Origin of the sequence: Streptomyces sp. SCL15-4, assembly GCF_033366695.1 — a bacterium.
Lineage (GTDB): Bacteria > Actinomycetota > Actinomycetes > Streptomycetales > Streptomycetaceae > Streptomyces.
Genome location: NZ_JAOBTQ010000001.1, coordinates 6,490,932 through 6,507,190, shown reverse-complemented (window position 1 = coordinate 6,507,190; position 16,259 = coordinate 6,490,932). Strand labels below are relative to the sequence as shown.

The 16,259-nt window shown below is 72.6% G+C and carries 17 protein-coding genes; 5 read left to right on the top strand and 12 right to left on the bottom strand.

Annotated features, from left to right (window positions below):
• The first annotated feature begins 282 nt into the window (after positions 1-282).
• Entirely contained in the window at positions 283-1,293 is a 1,011-nt protein-coding gene (locus SCK26_RS29170; protein ID WP_318204315.1) for a phosphatase PAP2 family protein, read from the top strand.
• Positions 1,294-1,410: 117 nt separating this feature from the next.
• Here the strand turns inward: SCK26_RS29170 and SCK26_RS29165 are convergent, their stop codons facing one another.
• Positions 1,411-1,626: an I78 family peptidase inhibitor gene (locus tag SCK26_RS29165; protein ID WP_318204314.1), complete on the bottom strand. Its 216-nt coding sequence runs from the start codon at positions 1,624-1,626 to the stop codon at positions 1,411-1,413.
• A 428-nt stretch (positions 1,627-2,054) separates the two neighbouring features.
• Between SCK26_RS29165 and ctaD the strand changes: the two genes are divergently transcribed.
• Positions 2,055-3,740, top strand: a complete 1,686-nt coding sequence (gene ctaD, locus SCK26_RS29160; RefSeq protein ID WP_318204313.1) for a cytochrome c oxidase subunit I — start codon at positions 2,055-2,057, stop codon at positions 3,738-3,740.
• Between the two features lie 73 nt (positions 3,741-3,813).
• Here ctaD and SCK26_RS29155 read toward each other — a convergent pair whose 3' ends face one another.
• Positions 3,814-4,509 (bottom strand): transglycosylase family protein, encoded by a 696-nt coding sequence (locus SCK26_RS29155; RefSeq protein ID WP_318204312.1) that lies wholly within the window; start codon positions 4,507-4,509, stop codon positions 3,814-3,816.
• A 543-nt stretch (positions 4,510-5,052) separates the two neighbouring features.
• Between SCK26_RS29155 and SCK26_RS29150 the strand changes: the two genes are divergently transcribed.
• On the top strand, positions 5,053-5,844 hold the full coding sequence (locus SCK26_RS29150) for a hypothetical protein (RefSeq protein ID WP_318204311.1): 792 nt from the start codon (positions 5,053-5,055) through the stop codon (positions 5,842-5,844).
• A gap of 77 nt (positions 5,845-5,921) precedes the next feature.
• Positions 5,922-6,320 (top strand): hypothetical protein, encoded by a 399-nt coding sequence (locus SCK26_RS29145; protein WP_318204310.1) that lies wholly within the window; start codon positions 5,922-5,924, stop codon positions 6,318-6,320.
• Between the two features lie 64 nt (positions 6,321-6,384).
• On the opposite strand, the gene der is transcribed toward SCK26_RS29145, so the two are convergent.
• From der to aroH, 5 genes are all read right to left on the bottom strand, one after another.
• Positions 6,385-7,866, bottom strand: a complete 1,482-nt coding sequence (gene der, locus SCK26_RS29140) for a ribosome biogenesis GTPase Der (protein ID WP_318204309.1) — start codon at positions 7,864-7,866, stop codon at positions 6,385-6,387.
• A gap of 77 nt (positions 7,867-7,943) precedes the next feature.
• Positions 7,944-8,531 carry a lysophospholipid acyltransferase family protein gene (locus SCK26_RS29135; RefSeq protein ID WP_397956886.1) on the bottom strand — a complete coding sequence of 196 codons (588 nt, stop codon included), beginning with the start codon at positions 8,529-8,531 and terminating at the stop codon, positions 7,944-7,946.
• A gap of 62 nt (positions 8,532-8,593) precedes the next feature.
• Positions 8,594-9,289, bottom strand: coding sequence for a (d)CMP kinase (gene cmk / locus SCK26_RS29130; protein WP_318204307.1), 696 nt, complete (start codon positions 9,287-9,289; stop codon positions 8,594-8,596).
• Positions 9,290-9,429: 140 nt separating this feature from the next.
• A complete protein-coding gene (locus tag SCK26_RS29125) occupies positions 9,430-10,515 on the bottom strand; it encodes a prephenate dehydrogenase (protein ID WP_318204306.1) in 1,086 nt (361 codons plus the stop codon).
• Positions 10,512-10,874 carry a chorismate mutase gene (gene aroH / locus SCK26_RS29120; protein ID WP_318204305.1) on the bottom strand — a complete coding sequence of 121 codons (363 nt, stop codon included), beginning with the start codon at positions 10,872-10,874 and terminating at the stop codon, positions 10,512-10,514. The genes SCK26_RS29125 and aroH overlap by 4 nt, the downstream gene beginning before the upstream one ends.
• A gap of 147 nt (positions 10,875-11,021) precedes the next feature.
• Here aroH and SCK26_RS29115 point away from each other — a divergent pair, with 147 nt between their 5' ends.
• Positions 11,022-11,507, top strand: a complete 486-nt coding sequence (locus SCK26_RS29115; RefSeq protein WP_318204304.1) for a Rieske (2Fe-2S) protein — start codon at positions 11,022-11,024, stop codon at positions 11,505-11,507.
• A 69-nt stretch (positions 11,508-11,576) separates the two neighbouring features.
• Here the strand turns inward: SCK26_RS29115 and SCK26_RS29110 are convergent, their stop codons facing one another.
• The 5 genes from SCK26_RS29110 to SCK26_RS29090 form a co-directional block, all read right to left on the bottom strand.
• Positions 11,577-12,326: a DNA polymerase beta superfamily protein gene (locus SCK26_RS29110; protein WP_318204303.1), complete on the bottom strand. Its 750-nt coding sequence runs from the start codon at positions 12,324-12,326 to the stop codon at positions 11,577-11,579.
• 4 nt (positions 12,327-12,330) lie between these two features.
• Positions 12,331-13,338: an ADP-ribosylglycohydrolase family protein gene (locus SCK26_RS29105; protein ID WP_318204302.1), complete on the bottom strand. Its 1,008-nt coding sequence runs from the start codon at positions 13,336-13,338 to the stop codon at positions 12,331-12,333.
• An 82-nt stretch (positions 13,339-13,420) separates the two neighbouring features.
• On the bottom strand, positions 13,421-14,482 hold the full coding sequence (locus SCK26_RS29100) for a pseudouridine synthase (protein ID WP_318204301.1): 1,062 nt from the start codon (positions 14,480-14,482) through the stop codon (positions 13,421-13,423).
• Positions 14,483-14,495: 13 nt separating this feature from the next.
• Positions 14,496-15,146, bottom strand: a complete 651-nt coding sequence (scpB, locus tag SCK26_RS29095) for an SMC-Scp complex subunit ScpB (RefSeq protein ID WP_318204300.1) — start codon at positions 15,144-15,146, stop codon at positions 14,496-14,498.
• On the bottom strand, positions 15,143-16,252 hold the full coding sequence (locus SCK26_RS29090) for a segregation and condensation protein A (protein WP_318204299.1): 1,110 nt from the start codon (positions 16,250-16,252) through the stop codon (positions 15,143-15,145). The genes scpB and SCK26_RS29090 overlap by 4 nt, the downstream gene beginning before the upstream one ends.
• Positions 16,253-16,259 lie beyond the last annotated feature (7 nt).

Genomic DNA, 16,259 nt, shown 5'->3' with positions numbered 1-16,259 from the left:
TGGTCACCGGCGGGTTCGGGCCGGACGGCTCCGGTCCGTCATGATCGGCGGCGGCGGGCCGATGACGTCCGGGAGAATTCCGCGCCAGGTTCGGGTTAACGCATTCATAAGCGCCATATAAACAACACCCGGCATGATCAAAGGAATTGACCCGGTCGGCCTCCCCGGATTGCGGAATCCCGGGAATTCTGGGCGGCCTTGAGAGGTTTGCCACATCACATCGTCATCACAAAGCCGCTGTTTCGTCCGGGAACACCGCTCACTCGCTGTAACGTCGATTGGGTGCGTACCGAACGAAACCTCACCCGGCGTCTGGACCGGGTGTTCGCCAGACTGGACCGGGAGCCGGAACGCCCGGCCCACATCGATATGCCGCGGATGAGCCGGCACCGGGTCGTGCTGTTCTCCGCGACCCTGGCCTTCTACCTGGCGATCGTGTGGGCCGTCGTGACCACCTCCTGGCTCGTCCGGCTGGACTGGCAGGTCATGTTCTTCCGGCCGTACCAGCAGTGGCCGGAGATCCACGCGTTCCTCGACTACTACGTGGTGCTGGGCCAGCGCGGTCCCACCGCCGTGATGGTCGCGGCCTGGCTCGGCTGGCGCTCGTGGCGGCAGCACACCCTGCGCCCGCTGCTCACCCTCGCCACCACACTGCTGCTGCTGAACGTCACCGTCGGCGCCGCCAAGATCGGCATGGGACGGCTCGGCCCGCACTACGCCACCGTGATCGGCTCGAACGAGATGGGCCTGGGCGGCGATATATTTCCCAGCGGCCACACCGCCAACGCGGTCGTCACCTGGGGCATCCTGGCCTATCTGGCCTCCACTCCGAGAGCGCGCCGCTGGCTGTCGGCCCTCTCCGCGGTCACCTCGCTCGGCGTCGGCCTCACCACCGTCTACCTCGGTACGCACTGGCTGAGCGACGTGCTGCTGGGCTGGGCCGCGGGCCTGCTGATCCTGCTCGCCCTGCCCTGGTTCGAGCCGCTGGTCGCCAGGGCCGAACTGTGGCTGTTCGACCTGCGCGACCGCTGGCGCGACCGCCGCGGCCGGCCCGCGTCCGAGCCGGCCGCCCCGGTCACGCCCCTCGCGCTCCGGCCGCTCGGCGTCCCGGCGGAGCCGGCGCCCGTCCGCGAGCCGGTCTCGCCGACCCGCGCCTCCCGGGGCCTGGCGCACCTGGCGCCCGGGCCGCACACGGCCCGTTCGGAACGCACCCCGGTCACCCCGGCGGGCAGCCGCCGCCCGCCGGGCGCCGACCGCCTCCCGCGCGGCACGACCCAGCCGGCCCGCCCCTGACGGGCGGCCGGCGACCGACCCGGGCGACGGGGTCCGGTACGCACGACCTCCCCGCGCCGACGGCGAAGGCCCCGCTCCTGTTCCCGGAGCGGGGCCTTCGCCGTACCGGCGTCCGGCTCACCCCTTCCAGGCCCGGCTCACCCGGCCGTCCCGTACCTCGAAGTTCAGCCGTCCGGACCGGTACTCCATGGTGATGACCGCGCCCGGCGGCAGCGACCGTACCGTGGGCCAGCCGCGCTGCCGGGCGAGCCGCTCGGCATGGGCGGCGTCCAGGCCGACGTAGGCGTCCGGACTGTCCTGGGGCTCCGCTGGCGGAGTGGGAATCGGTGCCATACGGCCACGCTAGCCGGGGCCTGCCGGGCAGGAGAAGCGGCCTCTCCGGTCACACCTGTGTCACGGTTTCCGGACTCGCGTTTTGTCCGAAGTCCGTCACACGCAAGGGGGTTTCCGTTCGGCTTTCCGGGGTAACCGAACGGAATTCACGCGTGTCGGACGGCGCCTTCGAATTACCCGGCGGAAAGTGCCGCCGTGGGGATCGGGGCGGACCCGGGACGCGATTCCCCGCGCAATCCGGTGCGGTGCCACGGCAGCTGACGCCACATAGGAATTTCACGGATCCGGCACAGAACCCGCCGGACCCGGCCCGTCGCGGCGCACGGCCCCGGCGGGCATCAGGACGGCCGCTCGCGGGTCCGCGTCCGCGCGCCGGGGCGAGCCGGCGGGCGGCCCCGGGCGCGACGATGCGAAGGGGCGAGCGAGCGATGGGGACGGAGACCGCGGCGGTGACGCCACGTCCGGCGGAGCGGCACCGGGCCGGCCGGGCGGTGGTGGACTGGCTCTCCACCACCGACCACAAGAAGATCGGTCATCTGTATCTGATCACGGCGTTCGGGTTCTTCCTGGCCGGCGGCGTCATGGCGCTGCTGATGCGCGCCGAACTCGCCCGGCCGGGACTCCAGCTGATGGACAACAACCAGTTCAACCAGCTGTTCACGCTGCACGGCACGGTCATGCTGCTGCTGTTCGCGACGCCGAGCTTCGCGGGCTTCGCCAACGAGCTGATGCCGTTGCAGATCGGCGCCGCGGACGTGGCCTTCCCGCGGCTGAACATGCTGTCGTACTGGCTGTTCGCCTTCGGCGGGCTGATCGTGCTGGGCTCGCTGCTGGTGCCGGACGGGCCGGCCGCCTTCGGCTGGTTCGCCTACGCACCGCTCAACGACGCCCGGCACTCGCCCGGCGTCGGCCCGGACCTGTGGATCATGGGCCTGGCGCTGTCCGGGTTCGGGACGATCCTGGGAGCGGTCAACTTCCTCGCCACGATCATCGGGATGCGCGCGCCGGGCATGACGATGTTCCGGATGCCGATCTTCACCTGGAACACGCTGTTCACGTCGATCCTGATCCTGATGGCGTTCCCGGTGCTGGCGGCGGCGCTGCTGGTGCTGGAGTCGGACCGGCGGTTCGGTTCGCAGGTGTTCCAGGCGGCGAACGGCGGGGCGCTGCTGTGGCAGCACCTGTTCTGGTTCTTCGGCCATCCCGAGGTCTACATCATCGCGCTGCCGTTCTTCGGGATCATCACGGAGATCGTCCCGGTGTTCAGCCGCAAGCCGATCTTCGGCTATCTGACGCTGGTCGGCGCCACGATGGCGATCACCGGGCTGTCGATGGTGGTGTGGGCGCACCACATGTTCGCCACCGGCGCGGTGATGCTGCCGTTCTTCTCCCTGATGTCGTTCCTGATCGCGGTGCCGACGGGGGTGAAGTTCTTCAACTGGACCGGCACGATGATCAAGGGCTCGCTGTCCTTCGAGACGCCGATGCTGTGGGCCACGGGCTTCCTGGTGACGTTCCTGCTCGGCGGGCTGACGGGGGTGATCCTGGCCTCGCCGCCGCTGGACTTCCACGTCACGGACTCGTACTTCGTCGTCGCCCACTTCCATTACGTGGTCTTCGGCACGGTCGTCTTCGCGGTCTTCGGCGGCTTCTCCTTCTGGTGGCCGAAGTTCACCGGCAGGATGCTGGACGAGCGGCTGGGGAGGATCCAGTTCTGGACGCTCTTCGTCGGCTTCCACACGACCTTCCTGGTGCAGCACTGGCTGGGCGCCGAGGGGATGCCGCGCCGGTACGCCGACTACCTGTCGTCCGACGGCTTCACCGCGCTGAACACGGTCTCCTCGATCGGCTCCTTCCTGCTCGGCCTGTCCACGCTGCCGTTCCTCTACAACGTCTGGCGGACCGCCATGTACGGCGAGAAGGTCGAGGTCGACGACCCGTGGGGCTACGGCCGCTCGCTGGAGTGGGCGACCTCCTGTCCGCCGCCCCGGCACAACTTCGTCACCCTGCCCCGGATCCGCAGCGAGTCCCCGGCCTTCGACCTGCACCACCCGGAGTACGCGGCCGAGGCCCCGCAGCCCGAGCCGAAGGGACACCAGGCGCGATCGTCGTGAGGCCGGGCGGCAGCCGCGGACGGCCGCCGTTCCCGGCTGGGACGGCGGCCGTTCGTCGCATCGTGTCCGGCGCTCAGAGCGCGAGGCGCTGGCCGGGCACGATCACATCGGGATCGTCGCCGATGACGGCCCGGTTGGCGGCGTAGATCCGCTGCCAGCTGGTGCCGTGCCGGGCGGCGATGGTGCTCAGGGTGTCGCCCGCGCGGACCGTGTAGTCACCGCCGGCGGCACCGCGGCCGGTGCCGGCCGCCTGGCGCTGCGGCGCCCGGGCCGGGGCGGAGTTCACGGGGGCGGACGTCGCGGGGGCGGACTTCGTCGTCGCGCCGCTCTTGTGGGCCGTCGTACCGGAGGAGCCGGTGCGGGCGGCCGCCGGGGCCCCGCCCGAGGCTCCGGCCCGGGCGGAGCAGACCGGCCAGGCGCCCCAGCCCTGGGCCTGCTGGACCCGGGTGGCGACGGCGATCTGCGCGCTCCTGGAGGCCTGGTCGGCCGTCGGGGCGTAGGCGGTGCCGCCGTACGCGCGCCAGGTGCCGGCGGAGAACTGGAGCCCGCCGTAATAGCCGTTGCCGGTGTTGATGTGCCAGTTGCCGCCGCTCTCGCACCGGGCGATGCGGTCCCATACCCCGTTGTCCGCCGCGGCGGCGTTGCCGGTCGCGGCCAGCAGGCCCAAGGGGGCCAGCAGGGCGGCTCCCGCGAGGGTGGCCGTGGTGCGGCCTCTGCGGGTGCCCTCGGAACGGGCGGGGTGGCGGGTGGTATCGGCACACTCGGACATATGGTTCCCTCTCCACGAACCCGGGCTCCCCCGGGCGGAACGCGCCGGACCACGCACGACCGCGGTCCCTCGCGCCCGCCCCGTCCGCCGCGACCGGTGCCGGCGATCGTGCTCTGCCTGACTCCGGCCGGCGGACGTACCCGAGCGGTGCTCGTTGCACACGGCGGAGGAATCTAGAGAGGTCGGGCGGCGGGAATCAACCAACTCACCGTCGTGCCAGGCCAGTTACCCGTTACCGTAGGTAGCGGCGATTTCCGGTCACCCACTACATGCGTCGATTTCCGGATTTTCCCGCCAGCACCCGAAGCGATCTGTGAGCCAGCTCACCCGTCCAAGTTCTTTCATCATGCAAGGAGTTGACATTGAGTGCGCACGTCCGCACCCACGGTGACCGTGCGCGGAGGAAGGTGCGAACCGGTCCGTTCTAAGGCGTGACTCCCACCACAGCACGCCCGTTGTCTTCTTCATGAGCCCGCAACCCCGGGGCTCAGCGGCCGGGAGCCAACCGGCCGACACCAGCACCGCATCCCGAGGGAGCCACCCGTGCCGCGCATGCTCGACGTCAGTGACGCCGTACGCGCCGAGATCGGCGACGAAGAAGCCGAACGGCTGCTCGCCGGAGAGAACGCCCCGGGCAGTTACGACTGCACGTCCTGCCGCACCCCGGGCGACTCCGAGCAGGAGCGCACCAGCACCGTTCTGTTCGTCGGCGACGAGACCGCCGTCCTCGCCTTCGCCCACGCCGGCTGCCTGCCCTCGCAGGTCGTCCAGGTCACGGAGGAGCAGCTGCGGGGCGCCGTCCGGTCCATCGGGGCCGTCGACGGCGGACCGGCCGGGGACGTGCCCCAGAAGGCCGTGCCCGAGCAGGCGGTGCTCGGCGTGACCAGCGGACTGGTCCTGGTCGACGGCGAGTTGCACCCCGCGCTCGTCGTCGAGCCCACCTCGCCGATCGCCCGGCCGGGCACGAACGGGACCGGCGACGACTTCCTCCCGCTGCTCGTCGAACAGGGCTTCACACCGGTGGCCGAGCTGACCTGCGCCCCGCCGGTGCTGCACGGCTGGTCCGTCCTGCTGGCCGTGGGCCGGCTGCACGCGGTGCTCCAGCCGGGCCCCGACGGCGGCCAGCCGGTGGCCTGGTGGCAGGCGCACCAGCCGCTCCAGGTGACCGACGGCTGGCGGGCCGCCGCCAACAAGCACCAGCAGGTGCTGATGTTCGCGGCACCGGTGGGGTCCATCGGGCGGCAGCCCCGGGAGGACCTGCTGCGGGAGGCGCTGGACAGGGCCGCCGCGCAGGGGCGGTTGGTCGCCGCGGCGCTTCCTCTCGCCGGTACGTGAGGTCCGCGGCACCGCCCCGCGCCTGCACGGAAGCCGTACGACCGCATCCCTTTGCGACTCCGGTCGTTTGGACATACGTGCACGCATACGACACACCGCCCCGTCGGTCCTTCTCCTCCGTGCCGTCCGCCCGGGCGGCGCAGGAACCCTCCGGTGGACCGTCGGCCACGCCGATCTACGATGCGCTCTACGCGGAGTGGGTCAAGAGCTTCCGCACGCTGCCGGGCGACCGCAGCGGCGAGGAGGGGCTGAGGTTCAGCGCCTTCGGGGACGGCCCGGACGGCACCGGCGGATACGGCGGCCACCGCGCGGGAACGTTCAGCAGTTCCTACAGCGCCTACAGCGCGGGGGCCTACAGCGCCCGGCAGCAGTCGCAGTGGCAGCGGGTCGGCACGCTCGGCCGGCCGCAGGACTCCGCCCGGGCACCGTACGTCCCGGCCGCCGCCCTGCCTCCGGGACCGCGCCGCGGCGCCTGACGGCACCCACACGAGACGGGCGGCCCCTGGAGAGCCAGGGGCCGCCCGTCCTGTCGTACCGCTGTCACTTCTTCTTCGCGCCGCGCTTCTCGCGCACCCGCACCGAGATGTGGATCGGGGTGCCCTCGAAGCCGAACTCCTCGCGCAGGCGGCGCTCGATGAAGCGCCGGTAGCCCGCCTCGATGAAGCCGGAGGCGAAGAGCACGAACCGCGGCGGCTTGGTGCCGGCCTGGGTGCCGAACAGGATGCGCGGCTGCTTGCCGCCCCGGATCGGGTGCGGATGGGCCGAGACCAGCTCGCCGAGGAAGGCGTTCAGGCGGCCGGTCGGAACCCGGGTCTCCCAGCCGGCGAGAGCCGTCTCGATCGCCGGGACCAGCCTCTCCATGTGGCGGCCGGTACGCGCCGAGACGTTCACCCGGGGCGCCCAGGCCACCTGGCCCAGCTCGGTCTCGATCTCCCGCTCCAGGTAGTAGCGGCGCTCCTCGTCGAGGGTGTCCCACTTGTTGAAGGCGACGACGATCGCGCGGCCCGCCTCGACGGCCATGGTGACGATCCGCTGGTCCTGCACGGAGATGTTCTCCGAGGCGTCGATCAGGATGACCGCCACCTCGGCCTTCTCCACGGCCGCCGCCGTGCGCAGGGAGGCGTAGTAGTCGGCGCCCTGCTGGAGGTGGACGCGCTTGCGGATGCCGGCGGTGTCCACGAACTTCCAGGTCTTGCCGCCGAGTTCGATGATCTCGTCCACCGGGTCGCGGGTGGTGCCCGCCAGCTCGTTGACGACGACGCGCTCCTCGCCGGCGACCTTGTTCAGCAGCGAGGACTTGCCGACGTTCGGGCGGCCGATCAGGGCGATCCGGCGGGGGCCGCCGACCGCGGTGCCGAAGGACTGCTCGGGCGCGTCCGGCAGCACCTCCAGGACGGCGTCGAGCATGTCGCCGGTGCCGCGGCCGTGCAGCGCCGAGACCGGGTGGGGCTCGCCGAGGCCGAGGTTCCACAGATAGGCCGCGTCGGCCTCGCCGCTCGGGCCGTCGACCTTGTTGGCGCACAGCACGACCGGCTTGCCGGCCTTGCGCAGCAGCCGGACGACCGCCTCGTCGGTGTCGGTCGCGCCGACCTTGGCGTCCACGACGAACACGACCGCGTCGGCCGCCTCGATCGCGTACTCGGCCTGGGCCGCCACGGAGGCGTCGATGCCGAGGACGTCCTGCTCCCAGCCGCCGGTGTCGACGACCTTGAAGCGGCGGCCGGCCCACTCGGCCTCGTAGGTGACACGGTCGCGGGTGACGCCCGGCCGGTCCTCCACGACCGCCTCACGGCGGCCGATCATCCGGTTGACCAGGGTCGACTTGCCGACATTGGGACGGCCGACGACGGCGAGCACGGGCAGCGGACCGTGGCCCGCCGCCTCGATGGCGCCCTCGACGTCCTCGATGTCGAAGCCCTCTTCCGCGGCGAGCTCCATGAACTGCGCGTACTCGGCGTCGCCGAGAGCCCCGTGCTCGTACTCGTGCTCGGCCGAGCCGTCGGGCTGGATGTCGTCGTTCATGAAGTCCGTACCTCGTCGTTCATCGGTGGTGATCGGTGGACCGGCCCCGCGAGGCTGATCCACTACTCAAGTGTCGCCTAGCGCCCGGTCAGGCGCCTGGCGTTTTCCAGGTGGCTGGTGAGCTGTTTCCGGATCCGCTCGGTCGCCGCGTCCAGCGCCGCACGCGTCCGCCGTCCGCTGCCGTCACCCGCTTCGAAGGGGTCGCCGAAGACGACGTCGACGCGGGAGCGCAGCGGGGGCAGCGCCTTGACCAGGCGGCCGGGCCGCTCCGAGCTTCCCAGGACGGCCACGGGGACGATCGGCGCCCCGCTGCGGACCGCGAAGTAGGCGAGCCCGGCGCGCAGCGAGGCGAAGTCGCCCTCGCCCCGGGTGCCCTCCGGGAAGATGCCCAGCACTCCCCCGGCCGCCAGCACGCCGAGGGCCTGGCCGATCGCGCCCCGGTCGGCCGTGGCGCGGTCCACCTTCAGCTGGCCGATGCCGGTCAGGAAGGGGTCCAGCGGGCCGATGAAGGCTTCCTTCTTGATCAGGAAGTGCGTGGGCCGGGGCGCCACGCCCATCACCATCGGTCCGTCGACGTTGTGCGAGTGGTTCACGGCGAGGATCACCGGGCCGGTGGCCGGCACCCTCCAGGCGCCGAGCACCCGCGGCCGCCACAGGCCGTACATCAGCCCGACGCCGATCCGCCGGCCGATCTCCGCGCCCCGCTCCGAGGGCACCGGCGCAGGCGTCACTTCCCGGCCCGCTTCTCCTCGACCAGGGTGACGACGCACTCGATGACCTGGTTGAGGGACAGCTCGGTGGTGTCCACCTCGACGGCGTCGTCGGCCTTGGCGAGCGGCGAGGTCTTGCGGCTGGAGTCGGCCGCGTCCCGCTTGATCAGCGCCTCGCGGGTGGCGTGGACGTCGGCGCCCTTCAGCTCGCCGCTGCGGCGGGCCGCGCGGGCCTCCGGGGAGGCGGTGAGGAAGATCTTCAGGTCGGCGTCCGGGAGGACGGTCGTACCGATGTCCCGGCCCTCGACGACGATGCCGTGCTCCGCGGCGGCGGCCAGCGAGCGCTGCAGCTCGGTGATCCGGGCGCGCACCTCGGGCACCGCGCTGACCGCGCTGACCTTGGAGGTGACCTCCTGGGTGCGGATCGGGCCGGACACGTCCACGCCGTCGACCGTGATGGCCGGGGCGGCCGGGTCGGTGCCGGAGACGATCTCCGGCTTGCCGGCGACGGCGGCGATGGCGGTCGGGTCCTCCAGGTCGATGCCGTTGGTCACCATCCACCAGGTGATCGCCCGGTACTGGGCGCCGGTGTCCAGGTAGCTGAGGCCGAGCTGCGCGGCGACGGCCTTCGACGTGCTCGACTTGCCGGTGCCGGAGGGACCGTCGATCGCGACGATCACGGGCCTGGCGGTCGGGGCGGCGCCGTTTTCCACGGGGGGACACCTTCCTGGTGCGGTGCGGGCGGGGTGCGGGGAGCGAGAGCGCCCCGCACAAGGTTACTGGGTGCGGGTCACTCGTCCGGACGTACGCGGGCCGCGGGGCCCGGAGGCGGACGCGCCGCGCCCCGCGGACGCTACTGGCGCAGCGCCCAGCCCCGCTCCCGCAGTGCCTCCTTCAGCGCCGTCGTCGCCCTCGGCTCGACCATGAGCTGCACCAGACCGGCCTGCTGTCCGGTGGCGTGCTCGATGCGGACGTCCTCGATGTTGACCCCGGCGCGGCCGGCGTCCGCGAAGATCCGGGCGAGCTGGCCGGGCTGGTCGTCGATGAGCACGACCACGGTCTCGTAGGTCCGCGGCGCGGACCCGTGCTTGCCGGGTACCCGCACCTGGCCGGCGTTCCCGCGGCGCAGCAGGTTCTCGATGCCCGCGCCGCCCTCGCCGCGCCTGGCCTCGTCGGCGGACTCGAGGTCGCGCAGTGCCCGGACCGTCTTGGTCAGGTCGGCGGCGACGTCGGAGAGCAGGTCGGCGACCGGACCGGGGTTCGCGGACAGGATGTCGATCCACATGCGCGGGTCGGAGGCGGCGATCCGGGTCACGTCCCGGATGCCCTGCCCGCACAGCCGTACGGCGGACTCCTCGGCGTGCTCCAGGCGCGCGGCGACCATGCTGGAGACCAGGTGGGGCATGTGGGAGACGAGGGCCACGGCGCGGTCGTGGGCGTCGGCGTCCATGACGACCGGCACGGCCCGGCAGTGCGAGACCAGTTCCAGGGCGAGGTTCAGCACCTCGGTGTCGGTGTCCCGGGTCGGGGTGAGCACCCAGGGGCGGCCCTCGAAGAGGTCGGCGGTGGCGGCCAGCGGGCCGGACTTCTCCCGGCCGGACATCGGGTGGGTGCCGATGTAGGAGGTGAGGTCCAGGCCGAGTTCCTCCAGCTCCCGGCGCGGGCCGCCCTTGACGCTGGCGACGTCCAGGTAGCCGCGCGCCAGGCCGCGGCGCATGGCGTCGGCGAGCACCTTGGCCACATGGGCGGGCGGGGCGGCGACGATCGCCAGGTCGACCGGGCCGTCGGGCGCCTCGTCGGTGCCGGCGCCCAGCGCGGCGGCCGTGCGGGCCTGCCCGGGGTCGTGGTCGGCGAGGTGGACGGCGACGCCGCGCCGGGCCAGGGCCAGGGCGGCGGAGGTGCCGATCAGTCCGGTTCCGATGACGAGTGCGGTTCTCACTGGGCGATGTCCTTGCGCAGGGCCGCGGCGGCGCCGAGGTAGACGTGGGCGATGTCGGCGCGGGGCTTGTCCGACTCGATGTGGGCGAGGAGCCGTACGACCCGGGGCATGGCGCCGGCGATGTCGAGTTCCTGGGCGCAGATGAGCGGGACGTCGGTGATGCCGAGCCTGCGGGCGGCGACGGCCGGGAAGTCGCTGTGCAGGTCGGGGGTGGCCGTGAACCAGATGCTAATCAGGTCCTCGGCGGTCAGCCCGTTCCGTTCGAGGACGGCGGTGAGCAGCGCGCCGACCTGCTCCGCCATGTGACCGGCGTCGTCCCGTTCCAGTTGGACGGCTCCCCGGACCGCTCGTACCGCCACGGCGCTGCTCCTCGCTGACGTGCGTGTTTCGTTCTTGGTCCGTCCAGCGTAGTCAGCCCGCGCGGTACGGGCGTGCGCCGCCCGTGCGCTGAGACGATGCGGAACGTCCGTTATCCAATGGTTTGTACGTCTGTACGGAGGTCTGACATGACCCAGCCAGCGACACGGCGCACGGTTCTGACCACGGGCGCCGGGGCGCTCGCCCTGGGCTGCGTGGGGTGCGGCGGGGAAAGCGGCGGCTCCACCGCGCCGCAGCCGCCCACGGCACCGGCGTCGTCGCCGGCGCCCACCGCCGAGGGTTCCGCCGGGGAGACGTCCCCCGCGGCGAAGGAGGCGGCTCCCGCCGGGCAACCGCTGGCCCGGACCGGCGACATCCCCGAGGGCGGCGGCAAGATCTTCGCGGACCAAAAGATCGTGGTCACCCAGCCCGAGAAGGGCCGCTTCAAGGCGTTCTCGGCGGTCTGCACCCACCAGGGCTGCACGGTGAGCCAGGTGACGGACGGCACCATCCTGTGCCCCTGCCACGGCAGCCGGTTCCGGATCGCCGACGGTTCGGTGGCCGCGGGCCCGGCGAACCGGCCGCTGGCCGAGGAGCCGGTCACGGTCCGCGGAAATGCCGTCTACCTGGCCTGAGCGGCCCGCGTCCGCTCCGGGGACGGGGCCGCGGGACCTCGGACGGGGAGCGCTTCTCCCGGGAGCGCCTCAGCCCTCCAGGCGGAGGCGGATCACCAGGTCGTGCAGGGCGTCGCGGGCGCCGGGCGCGTCGGGCAGGGCCGAGCCGGCCTGGGCCTCGTCGAGTGCGGTGTGCAGCCGCTCCACGTCGGCCGCGACCAGCTCGCGGTCGACGTCGGCGAGGGCGTTCTCCCGCTCCCGCTTGGCGGCGATCAGCTCGGGCAGGTAGCCGGGGCCGCCCACCTGCTCCAGGAGCGTGGGCAGATGCGCCTGGACCTCGCCGCTGCGCATGAGGTGGATGCCGGTGAGCAGCACGCGGAAGGTGTAGAGCAGCGGCTTGAGTTCGCCGGTCTTCTCGAACAGCCGCCACTGCGTCGCGGCGGTCCCGCGGTAGTGGTGGGCGTGGTGGCCGGTGAGGACGCCGGGAGCGAGCGCGGTCAGCTCCCGGTGGGCCTCGCAGGTGTGCACGACCAGCGGGGAGAGCAGCTGCTCCAGCACATGGCCGTTGCGGCGCAGCATCAGCCGGACGAACTTGCGCAGGTCGTGGGTGACGAGGTCCAGCTCGACGCCGTAGCGGACCCAGGTCCGCGAGCGGGTCTCCTCCGGTTCGCGCAGGCCGACGAGGTCGGCGGCGGGAAGCAGGTGGGCGCCTCTGAGGTCCACGTCGGAGTCCTGCGAGGGCAAGCCGTACAGATGGGCTCCGGAGACGGTGGCGAACAGCAGCGGGTCGGGCTGTTCCGCGGCCACCGGAGCCAGGTCTATGTCGAGATCGTCGAGCATGGGCCTAAGCGTCCCAGAGCGCGCCCAGGGCCGACAGGTCGCCTCGGTACTCGATCCGCTCGGCCCAGTCGGCGGGCCAGGCGTCCGCGCCCAGCCAGGCGCCCGCGAAGGCGCCGGTGAGGCAGGCGATGGAGTCGGAGTCGCCGGCGGTGCAGGCGGCCCGGCGCAGGGCGGTGACGGGCTCGTCGGGGAAGAGCAGGAAGCACAGCAGCCCGGTGGCCATGGCCTCCTCGGCGATCCAGCCCTCGCCGGTGGCCAGGCACGGGTCGGTCTCCGGGGAGACGGTGCGCGCGGCTCGCGCGAGGCGGTCGAGGATCTCCAGGCATTCGTCCCAGCCGCGCGCGATGAAGTGCTCGGGGCCGGGGTCCTGGGAGCGGGTCCACAGGTCGCCGAGCCAGGTGTGGTCGTAGTGCGTGCGGCGTCGCAGGGCGTAGGAGCGCAGCCGTCCGACGAGCCCGGCGGGGTCGGTGCCGCGGGCGAGCAGGTGGACGGCGTGCGCGGTGAGGTCGGAGGCGGCCAGCGCGGTGGGGTGGCCGTGGGTGAGCGCGGCCTGCAACTGGGCGGCGCCGGCGCGCTGTTCGTCGCTCAGGCCGGGAGCGAGGCCGATCGGGGCGACCCGCATGTTGGCGCCGCAGCCCTTGGAGCCGATCTGGCTGGCGTCCCGCCAGGGCCGGTGCTCCGCCGTGAGCAGCTCGCAGGCCCGCAGGCAGGTGCCGCCGGGCGCGCGGTTGTTCTCCGGCGACCGGTACCACTCCACGAACTCCGCCCGCAGCGGCCCCGCCAGCCCCTGAGGCGTCACGTCACCGCGGCCCACGGCGGTCCGCAGGGCGCGGCCGACGGCGAGGGTCATCTGCGTGTCGTCGGAGACGAAGGCCCGCTTCGGCAGCTCCATCTCCCGCCAGGGCCCGCACTTGGCGAGAATCGACGGTACGTCGTTGAACTCGGTCGGAAAGCCGAGTGCGTCCCCGAGGGCGAGTCCGAGAAGTGCTCCGGTCGCCGGCTGCTTCGGCATATGCACCATCCCCCTTTATCGTCACCGTGACAATAAAGGGGGATGGTGATCAGCGCAAGGCACGCTCCGGGGATCGGCCGCCCTACAGCTCGACTTCCTTCATCAGCATGCCGACCTCGGTGTTCGACAGCCGGCGCAGCCAGCCCGACTTCTGGTCGCCGAGGGTGATCGGGCCGAAGGCGGTGCGCACCAGCCGCTCGACGGGGAAGCCCGCCTCGGCCAGCATGCGGCGCACGATGTGCTTGCGGCCCTCGTGCAGGGTCACCTCGACCAGGTAGTTCTTGCCGGTCTGCTCGACCACGCGGAAGTGGTCCGCGCGGGCGTAGCCGTCCTCCAGCTGGATGCCGTCCTTCAGGCGCTTGCCCAGGTCGCGCGGGATCGGGCCGACGATGGCCGCGAGGTAGGTCTTCTTCACGCCGTAGCGCGGGTGTGTGAGGCGGTGCGCCAGCTCGCCGTGGTTGGTGAGCAGGATGACGCCCTCGGTCTCGGTGTCCAGCCGGCCGACGTGGAAGAGCCGGGTCTCACGGTTGGTGACGTAGTCGCCGAGGCACTGGCGGCCCTCCGGGTCCTCCATGGTGGAGACCACGCCGGCCGGCTTGTTCAGCGAGAAGAACTGGTAGGACTGGGTCGCCACGGTCAGGCCGTCGACCTTGACCTCGTCCTTCTCCGGGTCCACCCGCTTGCCCTGCTCGGTGACGATCTCGCCGTTCACCTCGACCCGGGCCTGCTCGATCAGCTCCTCGCAGGCCCGCCGGGAGCCGTAGCCGGCGCGCGCGAGGACCTTCTGCAGCCGCTCGCCCTCCTGCTCGGCACCGGGGAAGGTCTTGGGCAGCTTGACGTCCTTCTTGCCCGCGTACCGCTCCCGGTTGCGCTCCTCGACCCGCGTCTCGTACTCGCGCGAGCGCGCCGGGGCCGTGCGGCCGCCCGGCTGGGCCCGCTTCGGGCCGCCCTTGGCACCACCGCGCGCCGAGCCGCCGCGCCCGGCCTTGGGGCCGTCCTTGGTGGCCCCGGGGCCCACGTCGTAGCGGCGCTCCTCGGGGCGGGGCTTGCGGGGACGGCCCTGCCCCTGCTTCTGGTCCCTGTCGTTGCCGGCACCGCGGTAGTTACCGCGCCCGCCGCTCTTGCCGCTGCCGCTGCTTCGCATCAAGGTTTCCGTCTTAGTCGTCTGCGTCCTGACCGCCGGACGCGTCGGGCGCGTCCGGGTCGAACGACGGGACCCCCTCCTGGGACTCGGCCTCGATCGCCTCCGCCTCGGGGAGGAAGGGCGCCAGCTCCGGTAGCTCGTCCAGGCCGCGCAGGCCCATCCGCTCCAGGAAGTGGTTCGTCGTCCTGTACAGGATCGCACCTGTTTCGGGTTCCGTGCCCGCCTCCTCGACCAGACCGCGCTGGAGCAGGGTGCGCATGACGCCGTCGCAGTTCACCCCGCGCACCGCGGAGACCCTGCTGCGGCTGACCGGCTGGCGGTAGGCGACGACCGCCAGCGTCTCCAGCGCCGCCTGGGTGAGGCGGGCGGTCTGGCCGTCCAGGACGAGCCGCTCGACGGCGGGCGCGTAGGCGGCGCGGGTGTAGAAACGCCAGCCGCCCGCGACGAACCGCAGCTCGAAGCCGCGGCCCTGCGCGGTGTACTCGCCGGCCAGCTCGCGCAGTGCGTCCGCGATGTGCCGCCGGGGCCGCTCCAGGAGCCGCGCCAGGTGCTCCTCGGTCGCGGGCTCGTCCACGACCATGAGCATCGCCTCCAGGGCGGGCTTGAGATCGAGGCCGGCCACGGTCCGCGATCCGGCCGGGCCTTGGGCGGTCTGCTCGTTCACGGCTGCTTCTCCTCCTCGGCCGGCGCGGGCGGGCGGTCGAACTCGTCGGTGACCAGCGGCGCCGGACCCGTCTCCGCGCCGGTCCAGCGCACGGTCAGCTCGCCGAGCGCGGCCTCCTGCTCCAGCGCGACGGCCTTCTCCCGGTACAGCTCCAGCAGCGCCAGGAACCGGGCCACGACGGTGAGCGTGTCCCCGGCGTCGGCCACCAGTTCCCGGAAGCCCGCCTCGCCCAGCTCCCGCAGCCGCGCCACCACGATCCCGGCCTGCTCCTGCACGCTGACCAGCGGGGCGTGGATGTGGTCGACGTACACCTGCGGTTGGGGCCTCGGCCGCATCGCCTTGACCGCGAGCCCGGCGAGGCCCTCGGGACCGATGGTGATGACGACCTCGGGCAGCAGCTCGGCGTGGTGCGGTTCGAGGCCGACGGTACGGGGATACCGCCGGGCCTCCTCGTCGAGCCGCTCGTTGAAGATGTCGGCGATCCGCTTGTACGCGCGGTACTGGAGGAGCCGCGCGAACAGCAGGTCCCGGGCCTCCAGCAGGGCGAGGTCGGCCTCGTCCTCCACCTCGGCGGCGGGCAGCAGCCGGGCGGCCTTGAGGTCGAGCAGCGTGGCCGCGACGACGAGGAACTCCGTGGTCTGGTCCAGGTCCCAGTCGGGTCCCATGGCCCGGATGTGCGCCATGAACTCGTCGGTGACCTTCGACAGCGCGACTTCGGTGACGTCCAGCTTGTGCTTGGAGATCAGCTGGAGCAGCAGGTCGAAGGGGCCCTCGAAGTTCGACAGCCGGACCTTGAAGACGCCGTCGGCGGACTCCCGGGGCTCCTCGGGCTCGCGCCGGACCTCCGGGGCTTCCGGGACTTCCTGCCGGGCCTCGGCGGCTTCCCGGCGGGGCTCTCGGGGTTCCTCGGGCGTCCGGCGGGGCTCTGCGGGCTTCTCAGGGGCTTGCGCGGCCTCCGGGGGTGCCGTGGCCTCCGGGCCGCTCACGGCGGCCCCGGGGCCGGTTCGCGGGGTGCCCTGCCCGGCCGCCGCCGTGCCCGGTCCCCGCCCCAGCGCACGCCGGCGGCCGGCCGGTGCGCCGGGGGCAGGGGCTCCGTTCGAGGTCATAGCCCCC